This is a genomic window from Acidovorax sp. KPB24-03, assembly GCF_057546605.1.
The window spans coordinates 1-25,882 of record NZ_BAAJYR010000031.1; the positions used below are offsets into that span (position 1 = coordinate 1).

Below are 25,882 nucleotides of genomic sequence, written 5' to 3' on the forward strand. Positions count from 1 at the left end.
CGGCCGGGCAGGGTGGCGGGGTCGGCGGGGCCCTGCGGACCGTTCGCGGCCACGCCATGGTCGGCCGCACGCGCGTGCAGGTCCAGGGTGGCGGCGGCTTTGGCCTGGGGGTCTGTCAGGCACAGGGCCTCGAGGGCACGTTGGCGAAGGTCCATCCCTACAATTCTAGGATTCGGCCCCGCTGACAAAAAAAGGAGACCTGGATGGCGCTTTACGAACTCGATGGCATTTCTCCCCGCACCGCGCCGTCGGCGTGGGTGGCGGACAGTGCCGAAGTCATCGGCCACGTCGTGCTGGGCGAGTCGTCCAGCATCTGGTTCGGGGCCGTGCTGCGCGGCGACAACGAGCCGATCACCATCGGCGCCGGCACCAATGTGCAGGATGGCAGCGTGCTGCACTCCGACCCCGGCCAGCCGCTGGTGCTGGGCGAGCGCGTGACGATCGGCCACAAGGTCATGCTGCATGGCTGCACGGTGGGCGACGAATCGCTCATCGGCATCGGCGCGGTGGTGCTCAACGGTGCGAAGATCGGCAGGCATTGCCTCGTCGGCGCCGGCGCGCTGGTGACGGAGGGCAAGGAGTTTCCCGATGGCTCCATGATCATCGGCAGTCCCGCGAAGGCGGTGCGCCAGCTCTCGCCCGAGCAGATCGAGGGCCTGCGCCGGAATGCGCAGACCTACATCGACAACGCCCAGCGCTTTCGCGCCGGGTTGCGCAAGCTGGCTTGAGCGGCGCCAACATTTCAGGAAAACCAGGGTGTCTGAACTCCACAAGTTTCTTTTCGATGGCCTGCCCGTGCGCGGCATGATCGTGCGCCTCACCGACGCCTGGACCGAGATCCTCGCACGGCGCGCCGGCAACACCACCTCCGGCGCCTATCCGCCGCCCGTGCGCGAGCTATTGGGCGAGATGGCCGCGGCCGGCGTGCTGATGCAGTCCAACATCAAGTTCAACGGGGCGCTGGTGCTGCAGGTCTTCGGCGACGGCCCCGTCAAGCTGGCGGTGGCCGAGGTGCAGTCGGACCTCAGCCTGCGCGCCACGGCCTCGGTAAACGGCGAAGTGCCGGACGGTGCCCGCCTGAGCGACATGGTGAATGTGGGCGGCGGCGGGCGCTGCGCCATCACGCTCGATCCGAAGGACCGCCTTCCGGGCCGGCAGCCCTACCAGGGCGTGGTGCCGCTGCATGGCGACCACCACGAGAAGATCGAAAAGCTCAGCGACGTGCTGCAGCACTACATGCTGCAGTCCGAACAGCTGGACACCACGCTGGTGCTGGCCGCCGATGACCAGGTGGCCGCCGGCCTGCTCATCCAGCGCATGCCGATCAAGGGCGAGGGCAATCTGGCCGGCGAGTTGACCCACCGCGAGAACGAGGACCAGATCGGCCACAACGAGGACTACAACCGCATCGCCACCCTGGCGGCCAGCCTGACGCGCGACGAACTGCTGGGCCTGGACGTGGACACCATCCTGCGCCGCCTGTTCTGGGAAGAGAAACTGCTGCGCTTCGTCCCCCAGCAGGGCGTGGACGGCCCGCGGTTCGCCTGCACCTGCAGCCGCGAGCGCGTCAGCAACATGCTGCGCAGCCTGGGGGTGGAAGAGGCCGAGAGCATCCTCGCCGAGCGCGGCGACATCGAGGTGGCCTGCGAGTTCTGCGGCCAGCAGTACCGCTACGACGCGGTGGATGCGGCGCAGATCTTCACCGAGCCCGGCAAGCAATTGCCAGGGCCGTCCAGCGTTCAGTAGCCGCCGGCGGCAAGGCCCGCGGGTCCCGCATCAGCCGCGCAGCGCCGTGAACAGCTTGTGCTCGCACTCGGGGTCGCTGCACTTCTCGCACGACCATGCACGAAGGCGGGCAGGCCGTGCCGGCGCTTCTTGATCAAAAACTGTGGGTGCCGGCGGGTCATATGCCTTGGGTGCTATTTTTTTTAATAGCATCCAGGACCGCCCGCAGCCGCTCGTTCTCGCTGCCGTACAGCACGCGATAGGCCACACCGGCCTCGGAAAGCGCCCCGCGCAGGCAGGCATCGAACCGCTCCTGCCCGCAGGGCTGCGGTGTCTGGCCCCAGGCTTTCGAAGGCGTCGCGCCGTCCAGTCCGCCGAGCAGCGTGGCTCGGCACGTTGCCGCATGGGTCGCCGCCAGCGCTGCCAGCGCCTGCTGCGCCGCATCTTGCAAGGGGCCCACCGGTGCCTGCAGGCAGCGCGACACGGCCGCATGCAGCGCCGGGCAGGCATCGACCAAGGCATGCCCCGGCTGCAGGTGCCGTACCACCGCGCGCGCCAAAGCCTCCAGCCCGGTGCCGGGGGCGCCCAGCAGGGCGATGCGGACCGGATCGGCGGCCAAGGGACTCGGGGGGCGGGGGGAATGAACGCTGCAGGGACCTGTCCGCTCAGCGGTGGGTTACCTGCACGTAGATCTCGTTGGGCTTGACCATGCCCAGTTCGTTGCGCGCCTTTTCCTCGACCATGTCCAGGCCTTCGCGCAGGTCGTGCACTTCGGAGGTGAGACGTTCGTTGGCCTGGCGGGCCTCGGCATTGGCCTGCTTTTGCGCGGCGATCTTTTCCTTCATTTCCTGCACGTGGTGGACGCTGCCGCGGCCGGACCATAGCTGCGCCTGCACCCCCACGAGGAGGAGGAGGAGCACCAGCGGAACGATGCGGGGACTCATGGCGGGCAGGTCGGGTTGCAGGAAAGGGATCGGTTACCGCCCGTGGCACGGCCCTCACAGAAGGAGGGAGGACCGTGCCACGGCGGTGGGTTCAGGTTAGCGCAGGTTGTAGAACGCAGCGCGGCCGGGGTAGTGGGCGATGTCGCCCAGGTCTTCCTCGATGCGCAGCAGCTGGTTGTACTTGGCGATGCGGTCCGAGCGCGACAGCGAGCCCGTCTTGATCTGGCCCGCGTTGGTGCCCACGGCGATGTCGGCGATGGTGCTGTCCTCGGTCTCGCCCGAACGGTGCGAGATCACGGCCGTGTAGCCGGCGCGCTTGGCCATCTCGATGGCGGCGAAGGTTTCGGTCAGGGTGCCGATCTGGTTGATCTTGATGAGGATCGAGTTGGCGATGCGCTTGTCGATGCCTTCCTTCAGGATCTTGGTGTTGGTGACGAACAGGTCGTCGCCCACCAGCTGCACCTTCTCGCCCAGGCGTTCGGTCAGGTGCTTCCAGCCGTCCCAGTCGCCTTCGGCCATGCCGTCTTCGATGGAGATGATAGGGTACTTGTCCACCCACGCGGCGAGCATGTCGGTCCATTGCTGGGCCGTCAGGCGGATGCCGCCTTCGCCTTCCAGCACGTAGTGGCCGTCCTTGTAGAACTCGCTGGCCGCGCAGTCCAGGGCCAGGGCGATCTGTTCACCGGCGGTGTAGCCGGCGGCGTCGATGGCCTGCAGGATGAGCTGGATCGCGGCTTCGTGGTTCTCGACGCTGGGGGCGAAACCGCCCTCGTCGCCCACGGCGGTGCTCATGCCGCGGTCGTTGATGATCTTCTTGAGGGCATGGAACACCTCGGCGCCCCAGCGCACGGCTTCGCGGAAGCTCGGCGCACCCACGGGGACGATCATGAATTCCTGCAGATCCAGGCTGTTGTTGGCATGCGCGCCGCCGTTGATGACATTCATCATCGGCACGGGCAACTGGATGCCGCCCATGCCGCCCAGGTAGCGGTACAGGGGCAGGCCGGACTCTTCAGCAGCGGCGCGGGCCACGGCCATGGAGACCGCCAGCATGGCGTTCGCGCCCAGGCGGCTCTTGTTGTCGGTGCCGTCCAGGTCGATCAGGGTCTTGTCCAGAAAGGCCTGCTCGGAGGCGTCCAGGCCCAGCACGGCCTCGGAAATCTCGGTGTTGATGTGCTCCACGGCCTTGAGCACGCCCTTGCCCAAGTAGCGGCCCTTGTCGCCGTCGCGCAGCTCGATGGCCTCGCGGCTGCCGGTGGACGCGCCCGAGGGCACGGCCGCGCGGCCCATCACGCCCGATTCCAGCAGCACGTCGCATTCGACGGTGGGGTTGCCGCGACTGTCCAGCACTTCGCGACCTACGATATCAACGATGGCACTCATTCAGGATTCTCCGGTTGATGATTAATTCTGGTTCAAAGCGCTGCCCCAACAGCATTGGAGGCGTGCTTCTCATATGGATGGCGTTATCTTCAAAGCGATGCAACGGAGCTTAGCAGGTAGGCGGCCGTCAGAATGACTGCGGCAGACCCAGTACTAAACCTACAGTGATAACCAAAGCCTGGGGCCAAGCATTCACTCTTTGAATCAATGCAGAAGGGCGAATGGCCAGCAACGGAATTGAAACAATGGTGCAGACCAGAAAAAGCGTGGAAAACAATCCAACGCGCTCTGAAGTGGTCAGCAGTGTGAAGTTGGAGACAAAGAATAAAAACAAAAATACCAGCAGCCAGCAAGTCAATTCGATCGCATGGCGGATATTGATTGATTCGGTGGCAGTATTTTTTTTAAAAAAGCGAAAAAGCAAAAAAGAGAGGCTCAGTGCCAGTGGTGGCAGTGCAATCAATGAAAATGCTGCGGAAAAACCGCTAAGACTCCCAATGGCGATGTAAGCCACCGGAGTCAGCAGAAGACCGAGAATAAGGCAGGCGCAAGCAAAAGCCGATACCTTATTGTTTTTGAATAAATTATTCGGCAGCGATTTCATATTCTTTGACGGTGGCAGCGCGGGTCACCAACGGGAAATAGCCGAACTGATGCTGAAGCTGCCACCAAGCCGTAATGCCGACTGACGCTGTCGAAGCGATGATCGAATCTGAAGCCGCTCCATATTCCCTGAGATCATCGTCGTCCAGGCCGAAGATGTCGTAGAAAACGAAATTCAGGGTCAGCCAGTATTTCTTGGCATTGCTGTCGTAATGGTAGTGGGTCGCGATGACATAAACGTACTGCACCCCGTTGATCATCAATCCCAGTCCGTTATTGAAATCCCGGGTCGAAAAGACCTTGCTTCCCAAGTTCAAGGCGGGAACGCCTAGGTTGGTCGGCATGTGGAGCTTCTTGATGTCCCACTGCGCGTTCTTCAGCGATTGATGAAGGCGTACTTGGCCGGTGGTCCGGTTGGGTGAGTTGGGTGCGGAAACGACCGCATTGCAGAACGAATTGATATTGGGGTGGTTGCCCACTGCCGTATTGAGTCGCTCGTCATCGAAGTACTCCACAGCGGTCCTGCGGGTGTTCAGGAAATCATCAAACAGACGTCTGGCCATGCCCGTCTTGTCGCCGGCTGCAAAGATATCGAGCAATTTCAGCATCTTGGGGGCCAGTTCGCTGGGACTGTCTCCCACGCTCTGGCCTCTGGGGGCACGGAAGCGGCAGCCAGAGGTGATGTCCTGACCATACCGTGGCGGGCTCATCGCCGGAATGTAGGTGTTGTCAGCAAAAGCGTGCTGAGGCGTCAGGTAATTGTCTTTCGCGATAGCGACCACCATGGGTGGATGAAGCGCGACCTTCAATTCACACGCCTTCCACGCACACCATGCGCATGACGGCCGCGCCTTCGCGGACCGCCTTGGCCTTCTGGTACTCGGGCGTGTCGTAGAACGCGCGGGCCGCCTCGAAGCTCGGGAACTTCAGCAGCACGGTGCGGCCGGGGTTCCAGTCGCCTTCGAGCACCTCGACCTTGCCGCCGCGGATGCAGACCTCGGCGCCATGCACCTGCATGGCGTGGGTGCTCCACTTCTTGTACTCCTCGTACTGCGTCGGGTTGGTGACGGTGACGGATGCGATGACGTAACCACTGCTCATGGCTCAGGCTCCAAAGTTGTTTTCGAGGAATCCGTTGCGCTTGGTGATGGTGTCCAGCGCCACCAGCGTTTCCAGCAGCGCCTTCATGTGCTTGAGCGGCACGGCGTTGGGGCCGTCCGACAGGGCCTTGGCCGGGTCGGGGTGCGTTTCCATGAAGAGGCCCGCCACGCCCACGGCGACGGCGGCGCGGGCCAGCACCGGGACCATCTCACGCTGGCCGCCGCTGCTCGTGCCCTGGCCGCCCGGCAACTGCACCGAGTGGGTGGCGTCGAACACGACCGGCGCCCCGGTCTCGCGCATGATGGCCAGGCCGCGCATGTCGGACACGAGGTTGTTGTAGCCGAAGCTCGCACCCCGCTCGCAGGCCATGAAGCTGTCCTCGGGCAGGCCAGCCTCCAGCGCGGCGGCGCGGGCCTTGTCGATCACGTTCTTCATGTCGTGCGGCGCGAGGAACTGGCCCTTCTTGATGTTCACCGGCTTGCCCGACTGCGCCACCGCGCGGATGAAGTCGGTCTGGCGGCACAGGAAGGCGGGCGTCTGCAGCACATCGACCACCTTGGCGGCCTCGGTGATGTCGTCCTCGGTGTGCACGTCGGTCAGCACGGGCACGTCCAGGTCGCGCCGGATCTTGGCCAGGATCTCCAGGCCCTTCTCGCGGCCGGGGCCGCGAAAGCTGGTGCCCGACGACCGGTTGGCCTTGTCGAAGCTGCTCTTGAAGATGAACGGAATGCCCAGCGCCGCCGCCGTCTCCTTGAGCTGGCCGGCCACGTCCATCTGCAGTTGCTCGGACTCGATCACGCAGGGGCCCGCGATGAGGAAGAAGCGGTGTTCCAGGCCGACGTCGAAGCCGCAGAGTTTCATGGCAGGGGTTCTTTCTTTTCTCGTCGTTGCTTCGGAAGAAGGCTTTCAGGCCGCCGCGAGGGCTGGCTGCTGGCTCTTTTGGCGCTCCACGGCCGCCTTGATGAAGGCGTTGAAGAGCGGGTGGCCGTTCCACGGCGTCGATTTGAATTCGGGGTGGAACTGCACGCCGATGTACCAGGGATGCACGCTCTTGGGCAGCTCGACGATCTCGGTGAGCTGCTCGCGCTGCGTGAGCGCCGAGATCACCAGGCCCGCCTTGCGCAACTGGTCGAGGTAGTTCACGTTGGCTTCGTAGCGGTGGCGGTGGCGCTCGGTGACGATGTTGCCGTAGATCTCGTGCGCCAGCGTGCCGGACGCCACGTCCGAGCTCTGCGCGCCCAGGCGCATGGTGCCGCCCAGGTCGGAGTTCTCGTTGCGCGTCTTGATCGTGCCGTCGGCGTCCTTCCACTCGGTGATCAGGGCGATCACGGGGTGGGGCGTGGCAGGCTCGAACTCGGTGCTGTTGGCGTCCTTGAGACCGGCCACGTGGCGCGCGTACTCGATGGTGGCGACCTGCATTCCCAGGCAGATGCCCAGATAGGGCACCTGGTGCTCGCGGGCATAGCGGGCCGTGCTGATCTTGCCTTCCACGCCCCGCGCGCCGAAGCCGCCGGGCACCAGGATGGCATCGTACTTGGCGAGTTTTTCGGCCGCGTCGGCGGCGCCGATGGTCTCGGAATCGATGTGCTCGATCTTCACGCGCACATGGTTCTTCATGCCGGCGTGGCGCAGCGCCTCGTTCACCGACTTGTAGCTGTCGGACAGGTCCACGTACTTGCCCACCATGGCGATGGTGACCTCGCCCTGTGGATGCTCGGTCTCGTAGACGAGCTGGTCCCAGCGCTTGAGGGTCGTGGGCGGCGTGTTCAGGCGCAGCTTGTCGCAGATCAGGCCGTCCAGGCCCTGCTCGTGCAGCATGCGCGGCACCTTGTAGATGGTGTCCACGTCCCACATGCTGATCACGCCCCATTCGGGCACGTTGGTGAACAGCGAAATCTTGCCGCGCTCTTCCTCGGGAATGCGGCGGTCGGCGCGGCACAGCAGCGCATCGGGCTGGATGCCGATCTTGCGCAGCTCCTGCACGGTGTGCTGGGTCGGCTTGGTCTTGAGCTCGCCCGCGGCGGCGATCCACGGCAGGTAGGTCAGGTGCACGAAGGCGGCGTTGTTGGGGCCGAGCTTGAGGCTCAGCTGGCGCACCGCTTCGAGGAAGGGCAGGGACTCGATGTCGCCCACCGTGCCGCCGATCTCGACGATGGCCACGTCCACCGCGTCGCCCGTGCCCACGCCGGCGCCGCGCTTGATGTATTCCTGGATTTCGTTGGTGACGTGCGGAATGACCTGCACAGTCTTGCCGAGGTAGTCGCCGCGCCGTTCCTTCTCCAGCACGCTCTGGTAGATGCGGCCCGTGGTGAAGTTGTTGGTCTTTTTCATGCGCGTTTCGATGAAACGCTCATAGTGGCCGAGATCGAGGTCGGTTTCGGCACCGTCGTCGGTGACGAAGACCTCGCCGTGCTGGAACGGGGACATGGTGCCCGGGTCCACGTTGATGTACGGGTCGAGCTTGATGAGGGTGACTTTGAGGCCCCGCGATTCGAGGATCGCGGCAAGGGAGGCTGAGGCGATTCCCTTGCCCAGGGAAGACACCACACCGCCGGTGACGAAGACAAATTTGGTCATGTCTTTTTAGGTGGTGGGAAATTGGGATTATAGAGGGCGGCCATCGGCCGCCCGGCCGGCGCCCCGTCTGCTAAATTGCGCGCCATGAACGAGCTCGCCGGCAAACACATTCTCCTGGGACTCTCCGGCGGCATCGCCTGCTACAAATCGGCTGAATTCGCCCGCCTGCTCATCAAGGCCGGGGCCACCGTGCAGGTCGTGATGACCGAGGCGGCCGCGCAGTTCATGACCCCTGTCACGATGCAGGCGCTGACGGGGCGCACGGTGTACCACTCGCAGTGGGACGCGCGCGAGCCCAACAACATGCCGCACATCAACCTGGGCCGCGAGGCCGACGCGATCGTCATCGCGCCGTGCAGCGCGGACTTCATCGCGCGCTTGGCGCAGGGGCGCTCCGACGAACTTCTGAGCCTGACCTGCCTGGCCCGGCCCATCGACCGCGTGCCGCTGCTGCTCGCCCCCGCCATGAACCGCGAGATGTGGGCGCACCCGGCCACGCAGCGCAACCTGGCTCAGGTCGCGCGCGATGGCGCCGTGGTGCTGGCCGTGGGCAACGGTGACCAGGCCTGCGGCGAGACCGGTGACGGCCGCATGCTGGAGCCGGCCGAACTGCTGGAGGAACTGACGGCGTTCTTCGCGCCCAAGGTGCTGGCCGGCCAGCACGTGCTGGTGACGGCGGGCCCCACGTTCGAGGCCATCGACCCGGTGCGCGGCATCACCAACCGCTCCAGCGGCAAGATGGGCTTTTCCATCGCCCGCGCCGCGCGCGAGGCCGGCGCGCAAGTCACGCTGGTGGCGGGGCCGGTACACCTGCCCACACCGCGCGGCGTGCGCCGCGTGGACGTGCAATCGGCACAAAACATGCTCGATGCCGTAGTGGAATATGCCTCGGATGCTACTGTTTTTGTAGCAACCGCTGCTGTGGCCGACTGGCGCCCTGCGCAGGCGGCCCGCCACAAGATCAAGAAGGACGGCTCCGGCGAGGTGCCTGCGCTGGCGTTCGTGGAGAACACGGACATCCTGGCCCAGGTCGCGAAATCCGAGCGCGCGCTCTCGGGGCAATTGTTCTGCGTCGGCTTTGCGGCCGAGAGCGAAGACCTGCTGCGCCACGCCAGCGCCAAGCGCGAGCGCAAGGGCGTGCCGCTGCTGGTGGGCAACATCGGCCCAGCCACCTTCGGGCAGGACGACAACGCGCTGCTGCTGATCGATGCCCAGGGACACCGCGAACTGCCGCGCGCCTCCAAGCGCGAGCTGGCCCGCCAGTTGGTGGCCGAGATCGCCCGGCGCATTGCGGGCACCGCCTGACATCCCGTCCGAAACCGATCCAACCCGTGCAGCATCCCTTGCGCCCCGAATGGGACACGCCGCCCGACGGCGATTTCGCGAGCTACGTGGAGCGGCTCAGCCGGATGCAGCATCCGGCCCATTCGTTGGCGCCCGGTGAGGAGCCTGGCCACTACGGCGCCCGCCCGAATGTCGTCGGTACGGCTGCGAAAGGCGCAGCCGTGAAGGCGCCCGTCCGCGATGCGGTGACGCGTCAGGCCTCTCTGACGATGCCGGGCGCCCAAGGGCTCCGGCTGTTGCGCCTGGCACGGGCGGTGCTGCTCCTGCTGGTGCTGGCGAAGGCGGTGGCGTGGCTGGCTTTCGCCTGGGGTTCGCTGTTCGGCGTCGTATCGCTCGGCCTGTTGTGGTGGGGCCTGGGCGCGGCCGGGCGCCTGCTGTCCGGCGGCCCGCCATCATCGCCCGGTACCGACCGCGCCGCAGCGCTGCAAACCGTGCTGGAGGCGCTGCGCCAAGCGACGCGCCAGCCCCCGAATTCCCGTTTTCCCAAGAAGTGAATTGAACCTGTGAAGATCGACGTCAAGATTCTCGACCCCCGCATGGCAGCGCAGCTGCCTTCCTACGCCACGCCGGGCAGCGCCGGCCTCGACCTGCGTGCCTGCCTGGACGAGCCGCTCACGCTGCAGCCCAACGCCTGGCAACTGGTGCCCACCGGGATCGCCATCTATCTGAAAGACCCCGGGTATGCCGCGCTGATCCTTCCGCGCTCGGGCCTGGGGCACAAGCATGGCATCGTGCTGGGCAATCTGGTGGGGCTGATCGACAGCGACTACCAGGGCCAGCTCATGGTCAGCGCCTGGAACCGCAGCAACACGGCGTTCACACTCGATCCCATGGAGCGGCTGGCCCAACTGGTCATCGTGCCGGTGGTGCAGGCGCAGTTCAACGTGGTCAGCGACTTTCCCGCCACGCAGCGCGGCGAAGGCGGCTACGGCTCGACGGGCCAGGCCTGAACGGCCTGCCGCGCCATCTGTTTCCGATCTTTTGTAGGCCGGCGCCGACATGGCTGCCAGTATCTGTCTTGCCTGCCGGGCCGCGATTGCCCGTCGGGTTCCGGGGTGGGCTGCATGGTGCAATCCGCTTCACGTCAAAGGCTTTGAAGGCCTGCGCATCGCTCTGAAGGAGAACTCTCATGTCCCGTTTCATCCGCTCCGCCACCCTGGCAGGTTCCGTCGCCCTGGTGACCCTGCTCTCGGCCTGCGCCCAGCAACCGCGCTATTCCAACAACTACCCCGCCCAGCCCCAGCCGGGCTATTCCTCCTACCCCGCTGCGCAGAACCAGAACCAGAACGGCACCGAGTTCGGCGTGGTCTCCAACATCGAAACCCTGCATGCGCGCAACCGCGGCACCAGCGGCGCGGGTGCCGTGCTGGGCGCGGTGGCCGGCGGCGTGCTGGGCAACCAGGTGGGCAAGGGTAGCGGCCGCGCCGCAGCCACCGTGCTGGGTGCTGTGGGCGGCGGTGTAGTGGGTAACCAGATCGAAGGCCGCACCGGCAACAACAATGACGGCCAGGCCGAGGGCTACCGCCTGACGATCCAGCTGGATCAGGGCGGCCAGCGCGTCTATGACGTGACCACGCCAGGCGACCTGCGTACCGGCGACCGCGTGCGCCTGTATGGCGGCCAGATCTCGCGCATCTGACCTGCCATGCTCTCGTCGCCTGCCGCGCACGCGTGGCAGGCAACCCATGCAAAACGGGCCCCTCGGGGCGTTTTGCATGGGTCGATGAATCGGTCAGTGAAGGGTGGGTGCATCCGCCGCGGGCGGCTGGATGCGGAAGAAGCCGGTGCCGGCCGAGCCGCGGCCGATCTCTTCCTCAGTTGCCTCTCGCACGCTTTGCACGGTGAGGTGCAGGCGCAGCGCGATGCCGGCCAGCGGGTGGTTGCCGTCGAGCACGATGTGCTCCGAGTAGATCTGGGCCACGGTGTACAGCACGTCGCGCGGGGCCGCCGGGTTGGTGCCCTGCGGCAGCGCGCTGCCTTCGACCGTCATGCCTTCTTCCAGGTCGGCGGGAAAGAGGTTGCGCGGTTCGAGGAACAGCAGCTGGTCCTGGTAGTCGCCGAAGGCTTCCTCCGGCTCCAGGTGCAGCGACAGCGACGTGCCCGCGGCATGGCCCTGCAGGGCCTCTTCGATGCGCGCGAGCAGATCGTCGCCGCCGACGAGAAACTCCACCGGCTCATCGAGCACGTCCAGTTCCTCGCCCAGGGTGTCTTTCAGGATCCAGGTCAAAGCGACCACACATTGTTGGTTGATTTCCATAGGAGAATTGTCGCAGTTCGACCCTCGTCCGCGCACGCGGCATCAATTCCCCATGGATGTTCAACAACCTCTGGCGCTGCTGGGCGGGCTCACGCCGGCGCAGTTCATGCGCCGCCACTGGCAGAAAAAGCCCCTGCTGGTTCGCCAGGCCATCGCCGCGTTCGACCCGCCGGTGCAACGTGCCGAATTGTTCGCGCTCGCCGCGCAAGAGGGCGTCGAATCGCGCCTCGTGCAGCACAAGGCCGGCGCGTGGAAGCTGCGCCACGGCCCTTTCGCGCGCCGTTCGCTGCCGCCGCTCACCACGCGCGAGTGGACGCTGCTGGTGCAGGGCGTCGATCTGCATGACGACGCGGTGCATGCGCTGATGGAGCAGTTTTGCTTCGTGCCGCGCGCGCGGCTCGACGACCTGATGATCAGCTATGCCTCCGATGGCGGCGGCGTTGGACCGCATTTCGACAGCTACGACGTCTTCCTGCTCCAGGCCCAGGGGCGTCGGCGCTGGCGCATCGGCCGGCAGAAGGACCTCACGCTGCGCGAGGGCATTCCGCTCAAGGTGCTGGCGCAGTTCGAGCCCGAGCAGGAGTTCGTGCTCGAGCCCGGGGACATGCTCTACCTGCCGCCGCGCTATGCGCACGATGGCATCGCCGAAGGCGAATGCATGACCTACTCCATCGGGTTCCGTTCCCCCGCCCGCAACGGGATCGCGCAGGAGTTGCTGTCGCGCCTGGCCGATGATGCCGCCGATGACGATGCGCCACCCCAGCTGTACCGCGATCCGTCACAGGCCGCGGTGGCGCAGCCGGGCGAGATTCCCCCGGCGCTGCAGGCCTTTGCCCGCCAGGCGCTGGAGCGCGCCCTGTCCGAGCCGCTGGCCCTGGAGCGCGCCCTGGGCGAGAGCCTGACCGAGCCCAAGCCCAACGTGTGGTTCGAGCCCGGGGCGGTGGGCGGCCTGCTGGAAGGCGTTCAATTGGACCGCCGCACCCGCATGGTGTATGACGCGCGCCATGTGTTCATCAACGGCGACAGCTACCTGGCGGCAGGCCGCGACGCCACCCTCATGCGCCGGCTGGCCGATGAGCGCGTGCTGCGACCCCGCGATCTCGCGCGCGCCAGCGACGATGCGCTGGAGCTGTTGTCTTCCTGGTGCGAAACGGGTTGGGCGCACGCCTGGTCGCCACCTGATTGATGGACCTTTGAACGCGCAAAGGCGCAGTCACCTTAAGGAGCCACCGATGTCCGATGCATCCCCCCGCCATCCCGAAGCGGCCGTCGCACTGCCCGCCGGGCGTTTCAACGGCCGGGAAGACTTTCGCCAATGGGTGCGCGACGCGTTGGCTTGCGCGGCTCGGGAAGGCTGGAACGAGATCGTGCTGAGCGACTTCGACTTTCATGATTGGCCGCTTGGCGAGCGCGAGGTGATCGATTCGCTGCAGTCCTGGGCGCGCCGCGGGCGCCGCCTCACGGTGCTGGCCGGAACGTATGAAGAAATGGTGCGGCGCCACGCGCGCTTCGTGCATTGGCGGGGCGTGTGGGACCATGTGATCGAATGCCGCCGCGCGCCCACGGCAGACCGCCTGGAACTGCCCAGCGTGCTCTGGTCCGATGCCTGGGTGCTGCAACGGTTGGACCCCGAGCGCTGCGCCGGCGTGGCAGGCCGCGAGCCCGAGCGCCGCCTGCTGGCGCGCGAGGCCCTCAACGAATGGCTGCTGCGCAAGAGTTCACCGGGGTTCCCGGCGACCACGCTGGGACTGTGAATAATGCGCTCCCCATTTTTGCGATTTACCGAAGAGAAACAAAACGTCCCGTCGGTGTTAGTCTGTATTGACGGAATCTCCCTATAATTTGCGGTTGAAGTAAAAAAGGCGCCCCTGAGCGCCAAGCACCGCCAAAGAGCACGCTGCAAGAGGGCGCCAATGGCGGCAATTCCAATATCCGTCTGTCCAATAGGAAAAACTGAAATGAAGAACTCTCTCGTTCTGGCTGCCCTGGTCGCCTCCGTCGCTCTCGCCGCTTGCGGCAAGAAGGAAGAAGCCGCTGCGCCTGCACCGGCTCCCGCTCCTGTGGAAGCACCAGCACCGGCTCCCGCTCCCGTGGTGACGCCTGCTGCTTCCGACGCAGCCCCTGCCGTGACCGCTCCCGCATCCGACGCTGCTTCCGCTCCCGCAGGCGACGCTGCCAAGGCCGCTGCCGATGCTGCTGCAGCAGCCGCTGCCGGCGCTTCCACCGCCAAGTAAGCGATCGCTCCAACCGGCTTCGGCACACCGTGCCGGAGTCTGGCAAAAAGCCCCGTACCACCAGGTCGGGGCTTTTTTTTATTGGGCGGGCCGTTTTGGCTGGTTTCGAAGGGGTACGAAATGCGAGATGCCTTGCGGACCTCAAGGCGTTACCAAGTCCGCGGCCTGCCGAAAGATCAGCCGCAGGCGATCCAGTCGGAGCCGGTGACCGGGCTGGCCACGTCCACGCGCGAGGTTTCCCACCCCAAGGCCGAGGCCAGCGCGGCCTGGGCCAGTTCGGGGCGGTTGTTCTGCGCGCTGAGGTGGGCCGCCACCACGCGGCTCAGCCCCGTGTGCTGCATGGCCCGCAGGATGTCGGCGGCCACGGTGTTGGCCAAGTGGCCGTAGAGGCCGCTGATACGGCGCTTCAGGAACGCCGGGTAGCTGGAGACGGCGAGCAGATCGGGGTCGTGGTTGGATTCCAGCAGCAGCGCATGGCAGCCTTTGAGGTGGGCCAGCACATGGTCGGTGGCATGGCCCAGGTCGGTCAGCAGGCCGATGTGCGTCGCGCCATCGCTGCAGCGCAGCTGGAGCGGCTCGCGGGCGTCGTGCGGCACGGTGAAGGGCAGGGCTTCGAACGCGCCCAGATCGATGGGCAGGCCATCCTGTGCGATGTTCAGCAGCCCGTCCAGTTCGGGCGCGCCGATGGCCGCGTAGGTGCCATGGCTCATCCAGACCGGAATGCGGTGCCTGAGCGCCAGTTTTTCCATGCAGCCCACGTGGTCCGAATGCTCGTGGGTGATGAACAGGGCGTCGAGGTCATCGATCGACAGCCCGGCAGCGGCCAGGCGCGATGCCAGTTGCCGCGGCCCCAGCCCGCAGTCGATGAGCAACCGCCGCACCTGCGTGCCGCAGCGCCCCTCCACCACCGTGGCGTTGCCCGAACTGCCGCTGCCCAGGTTCTTGAAACGCAGCACGCAGTCCCGGGCCCGGATTACTTCAGGTCGTCCGTCAGCACGCGCACGATGCGCTCGGCGTTGGCCGACGTCTCGGGCGCACCGGCGGCGTTCAGGACGGACACCGTGCTCTTGTTCTCGGCGCTGCGCACCACGACGCGGTACTTGACCGGTGCCGCAGCATCCGACGAGCGGCCCAGCAGCTTGCCGAAGAAACCGGGGTCCTTCTTCTCGGTGGGCTCGACGTAGCGCACGAAATAGATGCCCTGGGCACGGTCGCGGTCTTCCACGGTGAAGCCGGTGCGGTCGAGCGCTAGGCCCACGCGGCGCCATGCACGGTCGAAGTTCTCGTCCAGTTCCACGACGGGCACATTGCCCTGGCGCGCCATGCGGGCCGTGGGCACTTGCTGTGCGGGCGCGGCGGCGATGGCGCGGGACTGTTCCTGGCTCACCCCCAACTTGACCATCAGTCGGCGAAGGAATTCGGTTTCCAGTTCCGGATCGACCGGGCGGGGCTGCCACACGGTGCTTTCCTTCTGGGCGGAGGTGTAGACCTCGACCATGCCGCGGTGGCTGATGAAGATTTCGGTGCTGCCATTGGGGCCGCGCTCCAGGCGGGTGCGGAACTTGTCGCGCTCGCCGGTGGAGTAGACCGAGTCGAACATCTTGCCGATGGTGGAGCGGATGATGTCCTGCGGCAGCTTGGCGCGGTTCTCGGCCCAATCGGTTTCCATGATGCCGAGGTTGGCCTGGTCCTGCGCCAGCACGAAGCCGTTCTCGGTCCAGAAGTCGCGCACCGGGTCCCACAGGACGTCAGCGGGGCGGCTCACGACCAGCCAGCGCTGGTTGCCGTCGCGCTCGATGCGCACGTCGCCGATGTTGCGCGTGGCTGCGTTCACGGCGCCCACGGGCTTTTGCGACTGGCCGGCCTCGAAGGCGGCCGCCGACACCACGCCACCCGGCACGGCGTAGCGCGAGTCGCGCGAGATCTGGTTCAGGTCCGGCGGCACTTCGAGCGTCGCGCCCTTGGTGGCGCTCTTGTAGTCGATCTTGTCGCTCTCCAGGACGGAGCAGGCGGACAGGGCCATGGCAAGGCCCAGCAGGCCCAGGCGGTTGATAGCGTTCACGCGGAAATCCTCTTTGGTGTCTGGGGAGAGCGGGGCAGGCAAGGCGGCAGGCTTTGATGGATTTACAGCAGGCCGCTGGCGCGGAGGGCGGCTTCCACCACGGCTTCGTTGCCTTGGCTCAGCGGGGTCATGGGCAGGCGCATCGCGCCGCCGCACCGGCCCAGGCGGTGCATGGCCCACTTCACCGGAATCGGGTTGGCTTCGACGAACAGCTGCTTGTGGGTGGGCATGAGCTGGAACTGGATTTCCATGGCGCGGCGCACATCGCCTGCCAGCGCGGCCACGCACAGTTCGTGCATGAGGCGTGGCGCCACGTTGGCGGTCACGCTGATGTTGCCCTGGCCGCCGCACAGCATGAGCGCCACGGCCGTCGGATCGTCGCCGGAATACACGGCAAAGCCCTTGGGCACGTCGCGGATCAGCCACTGCGCGCGTTCGATGTTGCCGGTGGCTTCCTTGATGCCGATGATGCCGGGCACCTGCGCCAGGCGCAGCACGGTGTCGTGCAGCATATCGGCCACGGAGCGGCCGGGCACGTTGTACAGCACGATGGGCAGGTCGCCCACCGCTTCGGCGATGGCCTTGAAGTGCTGGTACTGGCCCTCTTGCGTGGGCTTGTTGTAGTAGGGCACGACCTGCAGTTGCGAGTCGGCACCGACCTTCTTGGCGAAGCGGGCCAGCTCGATGGCCTCGGCCGTGGAGTTGGCGCCGCAGCCGGCCATGATGGGCACGCGCTTGGCGGCCTGCTCGACGGCCACGCGGATGATTTCGCAGTGTTCTTCGACGCTCACCGTGGGCGACTCGCCGGTGGTGCCCACCACGCCGATGCAGTCGGTGCCTTCGGCGACGTGCCAGTCGATCAGTTGGCGCAGGGTGGGGTAGTCCACGCTGCCGTCCTCGTGCATGGGGGTGACGAGGGCGACGATGCTGCCGGTGAGAGAGCTGGGAGGGGTCATGTCCGCGGTGGAAAACGGGTAAAGGAGCATTCTAACTAGAGCGGCGGTGCGAGCCGGTGGCGTGCCGGTGCGGCCCCCTCTTGCAGCCGGACCGCGGCGATGCGCTGGACGAATCGCTCCGGTGCATCGAGGAAGCCATCTTCATAGGCCACCGTGCACAGACCCGCGCAGGCCTGCAGCAGTTCCCCGGGCCGCAAGAGAAAGTCCGGCCGGGCCGGGCGGCCGACGGTTTCGTTGCCCGCGGCGAAGGTTTCGTACAGCAGCACGCCGCCGGGCGCGACGCTGGCCACCAGCGTGGGCAGGAGCGGCCGCCACAGGTACCGGGTGACGACCACGGCGCCGAAGGTGCGGCCCGCCAACGGCCAGGGCCCGGCTTCGATGTCCGCGCAGAGGATTTCGCCCAGCCCCCGCAACGGGGCCAGCGCGTCGGGGTTGCGGTCCACCCCGGTCACGGGATGTCCGCGCCCGTGGAGCCAGCGCAGGTGCCGGCCGCTGCCGCAGGCCACGTCCAGCACGCTGGCGCCGGGCGGCAGGAGATGGGCCCAGCGCCGGACCCATTCCGAAGGCGGCTCAAGGCCGTGAATGGCTGGCATTTGCTATGAAAATAATAGCATTCAAGGCAATGAAATCGCCGGCATGAAGGCGATTTGGCGCCATCGTCAGAAGCAGGCCCACAGCTGGTCGGCCATCATCACCACGAAGTCCGGCTCCGCATACAGGAGGAACACGGCGGCCAGCAGCACCGCGCCGGCGGCGCCCCAGGCCCACGCCCGGTGGGCGCGAGCTGGGCGCGCGGTGCGGGCAGGGCCCGGCGAGGGGTGCGGGGTGGGCGGCATGTTCCGGCGCTTTTCAGGCGGAGGCCGGTTGCGGCGCCCGGTGGATCGGGCTTTCCTTGACCGGCAGGTTCACCAGTCCGGCCAGCACGCCCAGGCCGATGGCCAGGTACCAGACCAGGTCGTAGCTGCCGGTGGTGTCGTACAGGTAGCCCCCCAGCCAGACGCCCAGGAAGCTGCCGATCTGGTGGCTGAAGAACACGAACCCGCCCAGCATGGACAGGTGCTGCACGCCGAAGATCTGCGCCACCGTGGCGTTGGTGGGCGGGATGGTGGACAGCCACAGCACGCCCATCACCGCCGAGAACACGTACACCGACAGCGGCGACAGCGGCACCAGCAGGAACACGCTGATCGCCACGGCCCGGGCGAAGTAGATGAAGGCGAGGATGTAGCGCTTGGGATTGCGCTGGCCCAGCGTGCCGGCGATGTACGTGCCGAACACGTTGAACAGACCGATCAGCGCCAGCGCGTAGCTGGCCACCTGCGGCGACATGCCGTGGTCCTTGAGGTAGCTGGGCATGTGCACGCCGATGAACACCACCTGGAAGCCGCAGACGAAGTAGCCCGCCGTCAGCATCAGGAAGCTCGGGTAGCGCAGCGCCTCGCCCATGGCCTGGCCCACCGTCTGCGAGCGCGGGGTGGTGGTGCGGCTTCGAAAGCCCGGCTCGCGCAGGCCGAAGGCCAGCGGCACGATCAGCAGCACCATGGCCGAGAGCACCAGCAGCGCCTCCTGCCAGCCCAGGCGCACGATGAGCTGGCCCTCCACCGGCACCATCAGGAACTGCCCGAACGAGCCGGCCGCCGCCGCCACGCCCATGGCCCAGGAACGCCTCTCCGGGGCGATCTGCCGGCCCAGCACGCCGTAGATGACCGCATAGGTGGTGCCCGCCTGCGCCGCGCCGATCAGCACGCCCGCGGTCAGGGCGAAGAGCGCCGGCGTGGGCGACAGGGCCATGCCGACCAGGCCCAGTCCATACAGCACGGCTCCGCCGATCAGCACGCGGAAGGCGCCGAACCGGTCGGCCGCCATGCCCGCGAAGATGCCAAAGCAGCCCCAGGCGAGGTTCTGCACCGCGATGGCCAGCGCGAACGACTGGCGGGTCCAGCCCATGTCCTGGGTGATGGGCTGCAGCCACAGCCCGAAGCCGTGGCGGATGCCCATGGACAGCGTGACGATGGCGGCGCCACACGCCAATACCTGGGCCATGGACAATTTCTGGGGGTCTTGAGGCATCCGGCAAATGTAGCCAAAGCGGCGCATTCGCGTGCACGCCTTCGCGACCCATTCCACCGCGGGCATCGGCGGCGGGTAAAAAGAGGGCTGGGTTTATATCCAGCCCATCCGGTCCTGCGGCACTACAATCCGCCCCCATGGCAGCCAAACCCTCCTCCACCCCGCCAAGCGAATACTCCGAAGGCTCGATCCGCGTCCTCAAGGGACTGGAACCCGTCAAGCAGCGTCCGGGCATGTACACCCGCACCGACAACCCGCTGCACATCATCCAGGAAGTGCTGGACAACGCGGCCGACGAGGCGCTCGCCGGCCATGGCAAGAAGATCAAGGTCACGCTGCACGCCGACGGCTCGGTCAGCGTGGAAGACGACGGCCGCGGCATCCCGTTCGGCCTGCACCCCGAAGAAAAGGCCCCGGTGATCGAACTCGTGTTCACCCGCCTGCACGCGGGCGGCAAGTTCGACAAGGGCTCGGGCGGCGCCTATAGCTTCTCGGGCGGCCTGCACGGCGTGGGCGTCTCGGTGACCAATGCGCTGGCCCTGCGTCTGGAGGCCAGCACCCACCGCGAGGGCAAGGTGGCTCGCCTGGTGTTCGAAGGCGGCGACGTGACCGAGCCGCTGGTGGCCCGACCGCTGGCCGCCGGTGAGCGCAAGCAGGGCACCACGGTGCGCGTGTGGCCCGACGGCAAGTACTTCGAGGCGACCGCGCTGCCCATGGGCGAGCTCACGCACCTGCTGCGCAGCAAGGCGGTGCTGATGCCCGGCGTGTCGGTCTCCCTCGTGAACGAGAAGACGCGCGAGACGCAGACCTGGCAGTACAAGGGCGGCCTGCGCGACTACCTCGGCCAGACCTTGAACGCCGACCCGGTGATCCCGCTGTTCGAGGGCGAAGGCTTCGCCGACCGGCACCACGAGAGCTTCGCCGAAGGCGAGGGCGCCGCCTGGTGCGTGGCCTTCACCGAGGACGGCCACCCGGTGCGCGAGAGCTACGTCAACCTGATCCCCACCAGCGCGGGCGGCACGCACGAAAGCGGCCTGCGCGACGGCCTGTTCAATGCCGTCAAAAGCTTCATCGAACTGCATTCGCTGCTGCCCAAGGGCGTCAAGCTGCTGCCCGAGGACGTCTTCGCCCGCGCCAGCTACGTGCTGTCGGCCAAGGTGTTGGACCCGCAGTTCCAGGGCCAGATCAAGGAGCGGCTGAATTCCCGCGACGCGGTGCGGCTGGTGAGCGGCTTCGTGCGCCCGGCGCTCGAGTTGTGGCTGAACCAGCACGTCGACTATGGCAAGAAGCTGGCCGAGCTGGCCATCAAGGCCGCGCAGACGCGCCAGAAGGCCGGCCAGAAGGTCGAAAAGCGCAAGGGCTCCGGCGTGGCCGTGCTGCCCGGCAAGCTCACCGACTGCGAGAGCCGCGACTTGGCGCACAACGAGGTCTTCCTGGTCGAGGGCGACTCGGCCGGCGGCAGCGCCAAGATGGGCCGCGACAAGGAAAGCCAGGCCATCCTGCCGCTGCGCGGCAAGGTGCTCAACACCTGGGAGGTGGACCGCGACCGGCTCTTCGGCAACACCGAGATCCACGACATTTCCGTGGCCATCGGCGTGGACCCGCACGGACCCAATGATTCGCCCGACCTCTCGGGCCTGCGCTACGGCAAGGTCTGCATCCTGTCCGATGCCGACGTGGACGGCTCGCACATCCAGGTGCTGTTGCTCACCCTGTTTTTCCGCCATTTTCCGAAGCTCATCGAGACCGGCCACATCTACGTGGCACGCCCGCCGCTGTTTCGAGTGGACGTGCCGGCGCGCGGCAAGAAGCCGGCCTCCAAGATGTATGCGCTGGACGAGGGCGAGCTGGTGGCCATTCTCGACAAATGCGCCAAGGACGGCGTGGCGCGCGAGAAGTGCCAGATCAGCCGCTTCAAGGGCCTGGGCGAGATGAACGCCGAGCAGCTGTGGGAAACCACGCTCAACCCCGACACGCGCCGCCTGCTGCCCGTGCAGCTGGGCGACATGGACTTCGCCGCCACCGAGGGCCTCATCACCAAGCTGATGGGCAAGGGCGAAGCCGCCGCGCGCCGCGAACTGATGGAACTGCACGGCGACGCCGTGGAAGTGGACATCTGAGCCATGGCCTGGCGCGACCGGTTCGGACGTTCGGGCCTTTCAGGCCTCTGGCGCATGGTTTGCGCCGGCATGCTGCTATTGTTTTTGCAGCAAACGGCGCGCGCCGACCTGTGGGCCTATGTGGATGAGCGCGGCGTGACCCACTTCGCGGCCGAGCAGGTGGACGGGCGCTACGGGCTGTTCTTTCGCGGCAACGATTTCGACTCCACCCGCGACGGCCCGGCGGCGGCATCCGCGGGCGCCACCGCGGCCACGCCGTCCGGTGCCCGGCTGCTGGCGTTCTTCGACATCTCCCCCGACTACAAGCGCGTCAAGCACCACCTGCGCGCATCGGCCAGCCAGAACGGCGTGGACTATGAACTGCTGCAGGCATTGATCGCCACCGAATCGGGCTTCGACGCGCGCGCCGTATCGCCCAAGGGCGCGGTGGGACTGATGCAGCTCATGCCGGCCACGGCGTCCCGCTTCGGCGTGGCGGGCGAGGCGCGCCGCTCGGTGGAGCAAAAGCTCACCGAACCGGCGATCAATGTGTCGGCCGGCACGCGCTACCTGCGGCACCTGCTGGACCTCTTCGATGGCCGCACCGACCTGGCGCTGGCCGCCTACAACGCGGGCGAGGGCGCCGTGCAGCGCGCCGGCAACCGCATTCCGGCCTACCGCGAAACGCAGAACTACGTGAAAAGCGTGCTGGGCCTGTATGCCCAGCTCAAGCCCCCGGCACCGCTGCTGGCCCACCGGGCCACGCCGGGCCGCGTGCGCATGGAACTGGGCGCCGGTTCCGATGACACCCCATCCCAAAGCGCTGCGGCCGGCCTGCCGGCCCGCACCGTCGGCGCCCCGCGCGCCCCTTGACCTTCGATTTCCCGAATGAGCGACCAAACCCCTCTCGATCTTTCCCCGCCCGAATCGGACGACAGCCTGGGCCTGGCCGGCTACGCCCAGCGCGCCTACCTGGAGTACGCCCTGTCCGTGGTCAAGGGCCGCGCGCTGCCCGACGTGTGCGACGGCCTCAAGCCCGTGCAGCGCCGCATCCTCTACTCCATGGACCGCATGGGCCTGGGGTATTCGGGCCCGACCCGCAACGTGGCGGCCAAGCCGGTCAAGAGCGCCCGCGTGGTGGGCGACGTGCTGGGCCGTTTCCACCCCCACGGCGACCAGTCGGCCTACGACGCGCTGGTGCGCCTGGCGCAGGACTTCAACCAGCGCTACCCGCTGATCGATGGCCAGGGCAACTTCGGCAGCCGCGACGGCGATGGCGCCGCGGCCATGCGCTACACCGAGGCGCGGCTGTCGCGCATCACCAGCCTGCTGCTCGACGAGATCGACGAGGGCACGGTTGATTTCATGCCCAACTACGACGGCAGCACGCAGGAGCCGCGCCAGCTGCCCGCGCGCCTGCCGTTCGCGCTGCTCAACGGCGCCAGCGGCATCGCGGTGGGCCTGGCGACCGAAATCCCGAGCCACAACCTGCGCGAGATCGCCGATGCCTGCGTGGCGCTCATCAAGGCGCCGCAGCTGTCCGAGGCGGAGCTGATGGCCATCGTGCCCGGGCCGGACTACCCCGGCGGCGGCCAGATCATCAGCACGGCGGGCGACATCGCCGACGCCTACCGCACGGGGCGCGGCAGCCTCAAGGTGCGCGCGCGCTGGAAGATCGAAGACCTCGCGCGCGGCCAGTGGCAGCTCATCGTGACCGAGCTGCCGCCCGGCGTCAGCACGCAGAAGGTGCTGGAGGAGATCGAGGAAATCACCAACCCCAAGGTCAAGGCCGGCAAGAAGGCCCTGTCGCAGGACCAGGTGCAGCTCAAGGGCAGCGTGCTGGCCGTGCTCGATGCCGTGCGCGACGAGTCCAGCAAGGACGCGCCGGTGCGCCTGGTGTTCGAGCCCAAGACCGGCAAGGTGCCGCAGCAGGAACTGATCACCACGCTGCTGGCGCACACCAGCCTGGAGACCTCCTCGCCCATCAACCTGACCATGGTGGGGCTGGATGGCAAGCCAGTGCAGAAGTCGCTGCGCAAGATGCTGGAGGAATGGATCGCCTTTCGCCAGGGCACCATCGTGCGGCGCTCGCAGCACCGCCTGGGCAAGGTGCTGGACCGCATCCACATCCTCGAAGGGCGGCAGATCGTGCTGCTCAACATCGACGAGGTGATCGCCATCATCCGCGCGAGCGACGAGCCCAAGGCGGCGCTGATCGCGCGCTTCGCGCTGTCGGACCGGCAGGCCGAGGACATCCTGGAAATCCGCCTGCGCCAGCTGGCGCGGCTGGAGGCCATCAAGATCGAGCAGGAGCTGAAGGAGCTGCGCGCCGAGCAGGGCAAGCTGGAGGACATTCTGGGCAACCCCGGTTCGCTGCGGCGCCTGATGATCCGGGAGATCGAGGCCGACGCCAAGACCTTCGCCGATGCGCGCCGCACGCTCATCCAGGCCGAGAAGAAGGCCATCGCGGAGGTGCGCGTGGTGGACGAGCCCGTGACCGTGGTCGTCTCGCAAAAGGGCTGGGTGCGCGCGCGCAGCGGCCATGGGCACGAGCCGGGCAGCTTCGCCTTCAAGGCGGGCGACGGCCTGTATGCCACCTTCGAATGCCGCACGGTCGACACGCTGCTGGCCTTCGGCAGCAACGGCCGGGTGTACTCGGTGGCGGTGTCGCTGCTGCCCGGCGCGCGCGGCGATGGCCAGCCGGTCACCACGCTCATCGAGCTGGAGTCGGGCACGCAGCTGCTGCATTATTTCGCCGGGCCGGCGGTCGCCACGCTGCTGCTGGCGGGCTCGGGCGGCTACGGCTTCCTCGCCTCGGTCGAGAACATGACGGCGCGCCAGCGGGGCGGCAAGGCCTTCCTCTCGCTGGGCGAGGGCGAGACCGTGTGCCGCCCGTCCCACGCCTGGGGCACCAGTGGCGCGCAACTGCTGGCGCCGGCCACGCACGTGGCCTGCGCATCGGCGGGCGGACGCATCCTGACCTTCGAGATCGGCGAGCTCAAGACCATGGCCAACGGCGGCCGGGGCCTGATGCTGATCGACCTGGAGCCGAAGGACACGCTGGCGGGCGCAGTGGCGTACACGCGCAGCATCCGCCTGGAAGGCCTGGGGCGCGGCGGCAAGGAGCGCGAGGAGACGCTGGAGATCCGTTCGCTGAACAACGCCCGCTCGCCGCGCGGGCGCAAGGGCAAGGCCGCCGATCTGGGCTTCAAGCCGTCGGCGGTGTTCCGGGTCGAATAACCCCCCGGTCGCCGCGCAGCCGCCCAGCGGCCCGCGGCGACGGGCGCTGGGGCTCCTCAGGCGCGCGGGCCCGCGCCCCAAGGGTTTGTGCCCTGCACAAGGCCACCCAACCATGCGCACCATGGAGACCTCTTTCCTGGGTTGTTGGAGCCAACGGAGATCGGCCATGAAGAATCTGCGCATTTCCCACAAGCTCTGGGGGGCTGTCGCCGCGATCGTGATCGCGCTGGCCGCCGTGGTCGGCACTTCGGCCTACCGCTCGGCCGCCACGCAGGCCCGCTCCGCGCAGGTCACGGCCGACATGGCCATGCGGGTGGAAGCGGCCCTGCGCTGGGCCGGGCTCACCGAGACCAATGCCGCGCGCACGCAGGCCGTCATCGTGAGCAGCGATCCGGCCGTGGAGGCGGAGTTCAAGGACCTGATCGCGGCCACGTCCGCGCAGATCACCGAGGTGCAGAAATCGCTGGAGGCCTTGCCGCTGTCAGAGGCCGACAAGGCGCAGATGGCCACCATCGCCAACGCGCGCAAGGTCACACTCGACCTGCGCACGCGGGCCCGCCAGCTGAAGGCCGGGGGACAGCAGGCCGAAGCCACCGCGCTGGTCAAGCAAAGCTACAACCCGGCCGTGTCCGCCTACCTGCAGACGCTGCGCGACTTCGTGCAGCTGCAGCAGCGCAATGCCCAGGCCGGGCAGCAGGCCGTGGCCGCGGAGCGGCTCGTGACCGTGCGCATGGGCGCCCTGGCCGTGGCGCTGCTGGTGGCGGGCATGGTGGCGGGGGCTTATTTTTTGATCCGCAGCATCCAGCAGCCGCTGGCCGAGGCCAACGCGCTGGCCGCGCGCATCGCGGGCGGTGACCTGAGTGGCACCCAGGCCTCGGTGCGGGGCGACGAGCTGGGCGACCTGCTGCGCTCGCTGCAGACCATGGGCGATTCGCTGGGTCGCGTGGTGCAGCAGGTGCGCCGCAGCACCGACAGCATCGCCATCGCCAGCGCGGAGATCGCCGCGGGCAACCAGGATCTGTCCGCGCGCACCGAGCAGACGTCCAGCAATCTGCAGCAGACGGCCGCGACCATGGAGCAGTTCTCCAGCACCCTGCAGCAAAGCGCCGGCAGCGCGCGCGAGGCCAGCGGTCTGGCCGAGGGCGCTTCGGGCGTGGCGCGGCGCGGCGGCGAGGTGGTGGCGCAGGTGGTGGCCACCATGGAGGAGATCCAGCAAAGCAGCCGCAAGATCGAGGACATCATCGGTGTGATCGATGGCATTGCCTTCCAGACCAACATCCTGGCGCT

General features: G+C 67.2%; 28 protein-coding genes. 13 read left to right on the forward strand and 15 right to left on the reverse strand.

What is annotated here, in order from left to right; all coding sequences use genetic code 11:
- Positions 1-203: 203 nt before the first annotated feature.
- Both AC27KI_RS06675 and hslO read left to right on the forward strand, forming a co-directional pair.
- Entirely contained in the window at positions 204-728 is a 525-nt protein-coding gene (locus tag AC27KI_RS06675; protein WP_272568047.1) for a gamma carbonic anhydrase family protein, read from the forward strand.
- Positions 729-756: 28 nt separating this feature from the next.
- Complete coding sequence (gene hslO / locus AC27KI_RS06680; protein ID WP_272568048.1) at positions 757-1,746, forward strand: Hsp33 family molecular chaperone HslO; 990 nt, start codon at positions 757-759, stop codon at positions 1,744-1,746.
- Between the two features lie 157 nt (positions 1,747-1,903).
- Here hslO and AC27KI_RS06685 read toward each other — a convergent pair whose 3' ends face one another.
- The 8 genes from AC27KI_RS06685 to pyrG form a co-directional block, all read right to left on the reverse strand.
- Entirely contained in the window at positions 1,904-2,344 is a 441-nt protein-coding gene (locus AC27KI_RS06685) for a hypothetical protein (RefSeq protein WP_487113133.1), read from the reverse strand.
- A 46-nt stretch (positions 2,345-2,390) separates the two neighbouring features.
- Positions 2,391-2,669 carry a septum formation initiator family protein gene (locus AC27KI_RS06690; protein ID WP_272551727.1) on the reverse strand — a complete coding sequence of 93 codons (279 nt, stop codon included), beginning with the start codon at positions 2,667-2,669 and terminating at the stop codon, positions 2,391-2,393.
- Between the two features lie 96 nt (positions 2,670-2,765).
- Positions 2,766-4,052 (reverse strand): phosphopyruvate hydratase, encoded by a 1,287-nt coding sequence (gene eno, locus AC27KI_RS06695; RefSeq protein WP_272568051.1) that lies wholly within the window; start codon positions 4,050-4,052, stop codon positions 2,766-2,768.
- Between the two features lie 127 nt (positions 4,053-4,179).
- Positions 4,180-4,656 (reverse strand): hypothetical protein, encoded by a 477-nt coding sequence (locus tag AC27KI_RS06700; RefSeq protein WP_487113135.1) that lies wholly within the window; start codon positions 4,654-4,656, stop codon positions 4,180-4,182.
- Positions 4,637-5,440 carry a hypothetical protein gene (locus tag AC27KI_RS06705; protein ID WP_487113137.1) on the reverse strand — a complete coding sequence of 268 codons (804 nt, stop codon included), beginning with the start codon at positions 5,438-5,440 and terminating at the stop codon, positions 4,637-4,639. The genes AC27KI_RS06700 and AC27KI_RS06705 overlap by 20 nt, the downstream gene beginning before the upstream one ends.
- A gap of 25 nt (positions 5,441-5,465) precedes the next feature.
- Positions 5,466-5,756 carry a DUF1330 domain-containing protein gene (locus AC27KI_RS06710; protein ID WP_487113139.1) on the reverse strand — a complete coding sequence of 97 codons (291 nt, stop codon included), beginning with the start codon at positions 5,754-5,756 and terminating at the stop codon, positions 5,466-5,468.
- A 3-nt stretch (positions 5,757-5,759) separates the two neighbouring features.
- Positions 5,760-6,617, reverse strand: coding sequence for a 3-deoxy-8-phosphooctulonate synthase (gene kdsA / locus AC27KI_RS06715; RefSeq protein ID WP_272568056.1), 858 nt, complete (start codon positions 6,615-6,617; stop codon positions 5,760-5,762).
- 45 nt (positions 6,618-6,662) lie between these two features.
- Positions 6,663-8,333 carry a CTP synthase gene (gene pyrG / locus AC27KI_RS06720; protein ID WP_272568057.1) on the reverse strand — a complete coding sequence of 557 codons (1,671 nt, stop codon included), beginning with the start codon at positions 8,331-8,333 and terminating at the stop codon, positions 6,663-6,665.
- 84 nt (positions 8,334-8,417) lie between these two features.
- Here pyrG and coaBC point away from each other — a divergent pair, with 84 nt between their 5' ends.
- The 4 genes from coaBC to AC27KI_RS06740 all read left to right on the forward strand — a co-directional run bounded on the left by coaBC (position 8,418) and on the right by AC27KI_RS06740 (position 11,316).
- Positions 8,418-9,638 carry a bifunctional phosphopantothenoylcysteine decarboxylase/phosphopantothenate--cysteine ligase CoaBC gene (gene coaBC / locus AC27KI_RS06725; RefSeq protein ID WP_487113142.1) on the forward strand — a complete coding sequence of 407 codons (1,221 nt, stop codon included), beginning with the start codon at positions 8,418-8,420 and terminating at the stop codon, positions 9,636-9,638.
- 26 nt (positions 9,639-9,664) lie between these two features.
- Positions 9,665-10,171, forward strand: coding sequence for a hypothetical protein (locus AC27KI_RS06730; RefSeq protein WP_487089098.1), 507 nt, complete (start codon positions 9,665-9,667; stop codon positions 10,169-10,171).
- 9 nt (positions 10,172-10,180) lie between these two features.
- A complete protein-coding gene (dut, locus tag AC27KI_RS06735; RefSeq protein WP_487089097.1) occupies positions 10,181-10,627 on the forward strand; it encodes a dUTP diphosphatase in 447 nt (148 codons plus the stop codon).
- Positions 10,628-10,806: 179 nt separating this feature from the next.
- Positions 10,807-11,316, forward strand: a complete 510-nt coding sequence (locus AC27KI_RS06740) for an outer membrane lipoprotein (protein WP_272551741.1) — start codon at positions 10,807-10,809, stop codon at positions 11,314-11,316.
- Positions 11,317-11,409: 93 nt separating this feature from the next.
- Here the strand turns inward: AC27KI_RS06740 and AC27KI_RS06745 are convergent, their stop codons facing one another.
- A complete protein-coding gene (locus AC27KI_RS06745; protein ID WP_487089096.1) occupies positions 11,410-11,934 on the reverse strand; it encodes an FKBP-type peptidyl-prolyl cis-trans isomerase in 525 nt (174 codons plus the stop codon).
- 52 nt (positions 11,935-11,986) lie between these two features.
- Here AC27KI_RS06745 and AC27KI_RS06750 point away from each other — a divergent pair, with 52 nt between their 5' ends.
- The 3 genes from AC27KI_RS06750 to AC27KI_RS06760 all read left to right on the forward strand — a co-directional run bounded on the left by AC27KI_RS06750 (position 11,987) and on the right by AC27KI_RS06760 (position 14,168).
- Positions 11,987-13,120, forward strand: a complete 1,134-nt coding sequence (locus AC27KI_RS06750) for a cupin domain-containing protein (RefSeq protein WP_284395437.1) — start codon at positions 11,987-11,989, stop codon at positions 13,118-13,120.
- A 46-nt stretch (positions 13,121-13,166) separates the two neighbouring features.
- Positions 13,167-13,688, forward strand: a complete 522-nt coding sequence (locus AC27KI_RS06755) for a hypothetical protein (protein ID WP_487089095.1) — start codon at positions 13,167-13,169, stop codon at positions 13,686-13,688.
- Between the two features lie 204 nt (positions 13,689-13,892).
- On the forward strand, positions 13,893-14,168 hold the full coding sequence (locus AC27KI_RS06760) for a hypothetical protein (protein WP_487089094.1): 276 nt from the start codon (positions 13,893-13,895) through the stop codon (positions 14,166-14,168).
- Positions 14,169-14,344: 176 nt separating this feature from the next.
- On the opposite strand, the gene AC27KI_RS06765 is transcribed toward AC27KI_RS06760, so the two are convergent.
- The 6 genes from AC27KI_RS06765 to AC27KI_RS06790 all read right to left on the reverse strand — a co-directional run bounded on the left by AC27KI_RS06765 (position 14,345) and on the right by AC27KI_RS06790 (position 19,256).
- Entirely contained in the window at positions 14,345-15,124 is a 780-nt protein-coding gene (locus tag AC27KI_RS06765; protein WP_487089093.1) for an MBL fold metallo-hydrolase, read from the reverse strand.
- Positions 15,125-15,141: 17 nt separating this feature from the next.
- Positions 15,142-16,230, reverse strand: a complete 1,089-nt coding sequence (gene bamC, locus AC27KI_RS06770; RefSeq protein ID WP_487089092.1) for an NlpB/DapX family lipoprotein — start codon at positions 16,228-16,230, stop codon at positions 15,142-15,144.
- 62 nt (positions 16,231-16,292) lie between these two features.
- Positions 16,293-17,186, reverse strand: a complete 894-nt coding sequence (dapA, locus tag AC27KI_RS06775; RefSeq protein ID WP_487089091.1) for a 4-hydroxy-tetrahydrodipicolinate synthase — start codon at positions 17,184-17,186, stop codon at positions 16,293-16,295.
- A gap of 35 nt (positions 17,187-17,221) precedes the next feature.
- On the reverse strand, positions 17,222-17,770 hold the full coding sequence (locus tag AC27KI_RS06780) for a class I SAM-dependent methyltransferase (protein ID WP_487089104.1): 549 nt from the start codon (positions 17,768-17,770) through the stop codon (positions 17,222-17,224).
- A gap of 75 nt (positions 17,771-17,845) precedes the next feature.
- A complete protein-coding gene (locus AC27KI_RS06785; protein ID WP_284430147.1) occupies positions 17,846-18,022 on the reverse strand; it encodes a hypothetical protein in 177 nt (58 codons plus the stop codon).
- A gap of 13 nt (positions 18,023-18,035) precedes the next feature.
- Positions 18,036-19,256 carry an MFS transporter gene (locus AC27KI_RS06790; RefSeq protein ID WP_487089090.1) on the reverse strand — a complete coding sequence of 407 codons (1,221 nt, stop codon included), beginning with the start codon at positions 19,254-19,256 and terminating at the stop codon, positions 18,036-18,038.
- Between the two features lie 137 nt (positions 19,257-19,393).
- Between AC27KI_RS06790 and AC27KI_RS06795 the strand changes: the two genes are divergently transcribed.
- The 4 genes from AC27KI_RS06795 to AC27KI_RS06810 form a co-directional block, all read left to right on the forward strand.
- Positions 19,394-21,376 carry a DNA topoisomerase IV subunit B gene (locus AC27KI_RS06795; protein ID WP_272568075.1) on the forward strand — a complete coding sequence of 661 codons (1,983 nt, stop codon included), beginning with the start codon at positions 19,394-19,396 and terminating at the stop codon, positions 21,374-21,376.
- Positions 21,377-21,379: 3 nt separating this feature from the next.
- Positions 21,380-22,228 (forward strand): lytic transglycosylase domain-containing protein, encoded by an 849-nt coding sequence (locus tag AC27KI_RS06800; RefSeq protein WP_487113144.1) that lies wholly within the window; start codon positions 21,380-21,382, stop codon positions 22,226-22,228.
- A 15-nt stretch (positions 22,229-22,243) separates the two neighbouring features.
- Entirely contained in the window at positions 22,244-24,595 is a 2,352-nt protein-coding gene (gene parC, locus AC27KI_RS06805; protein ID WP_272568080.1) for a DNA topoisomerase IV subunit A, read from the forward strand.
- 166 nt (positions 24,596-24,761) lie between these two features.
- On the forward strand, positions 24,762-25,882 hold a 1,121-nt coding region (locus AC27KI_RS06810), incomplete at its 3' end, for an MCP four helix bundle domain-containing protein (protein ID WP_487091196.1).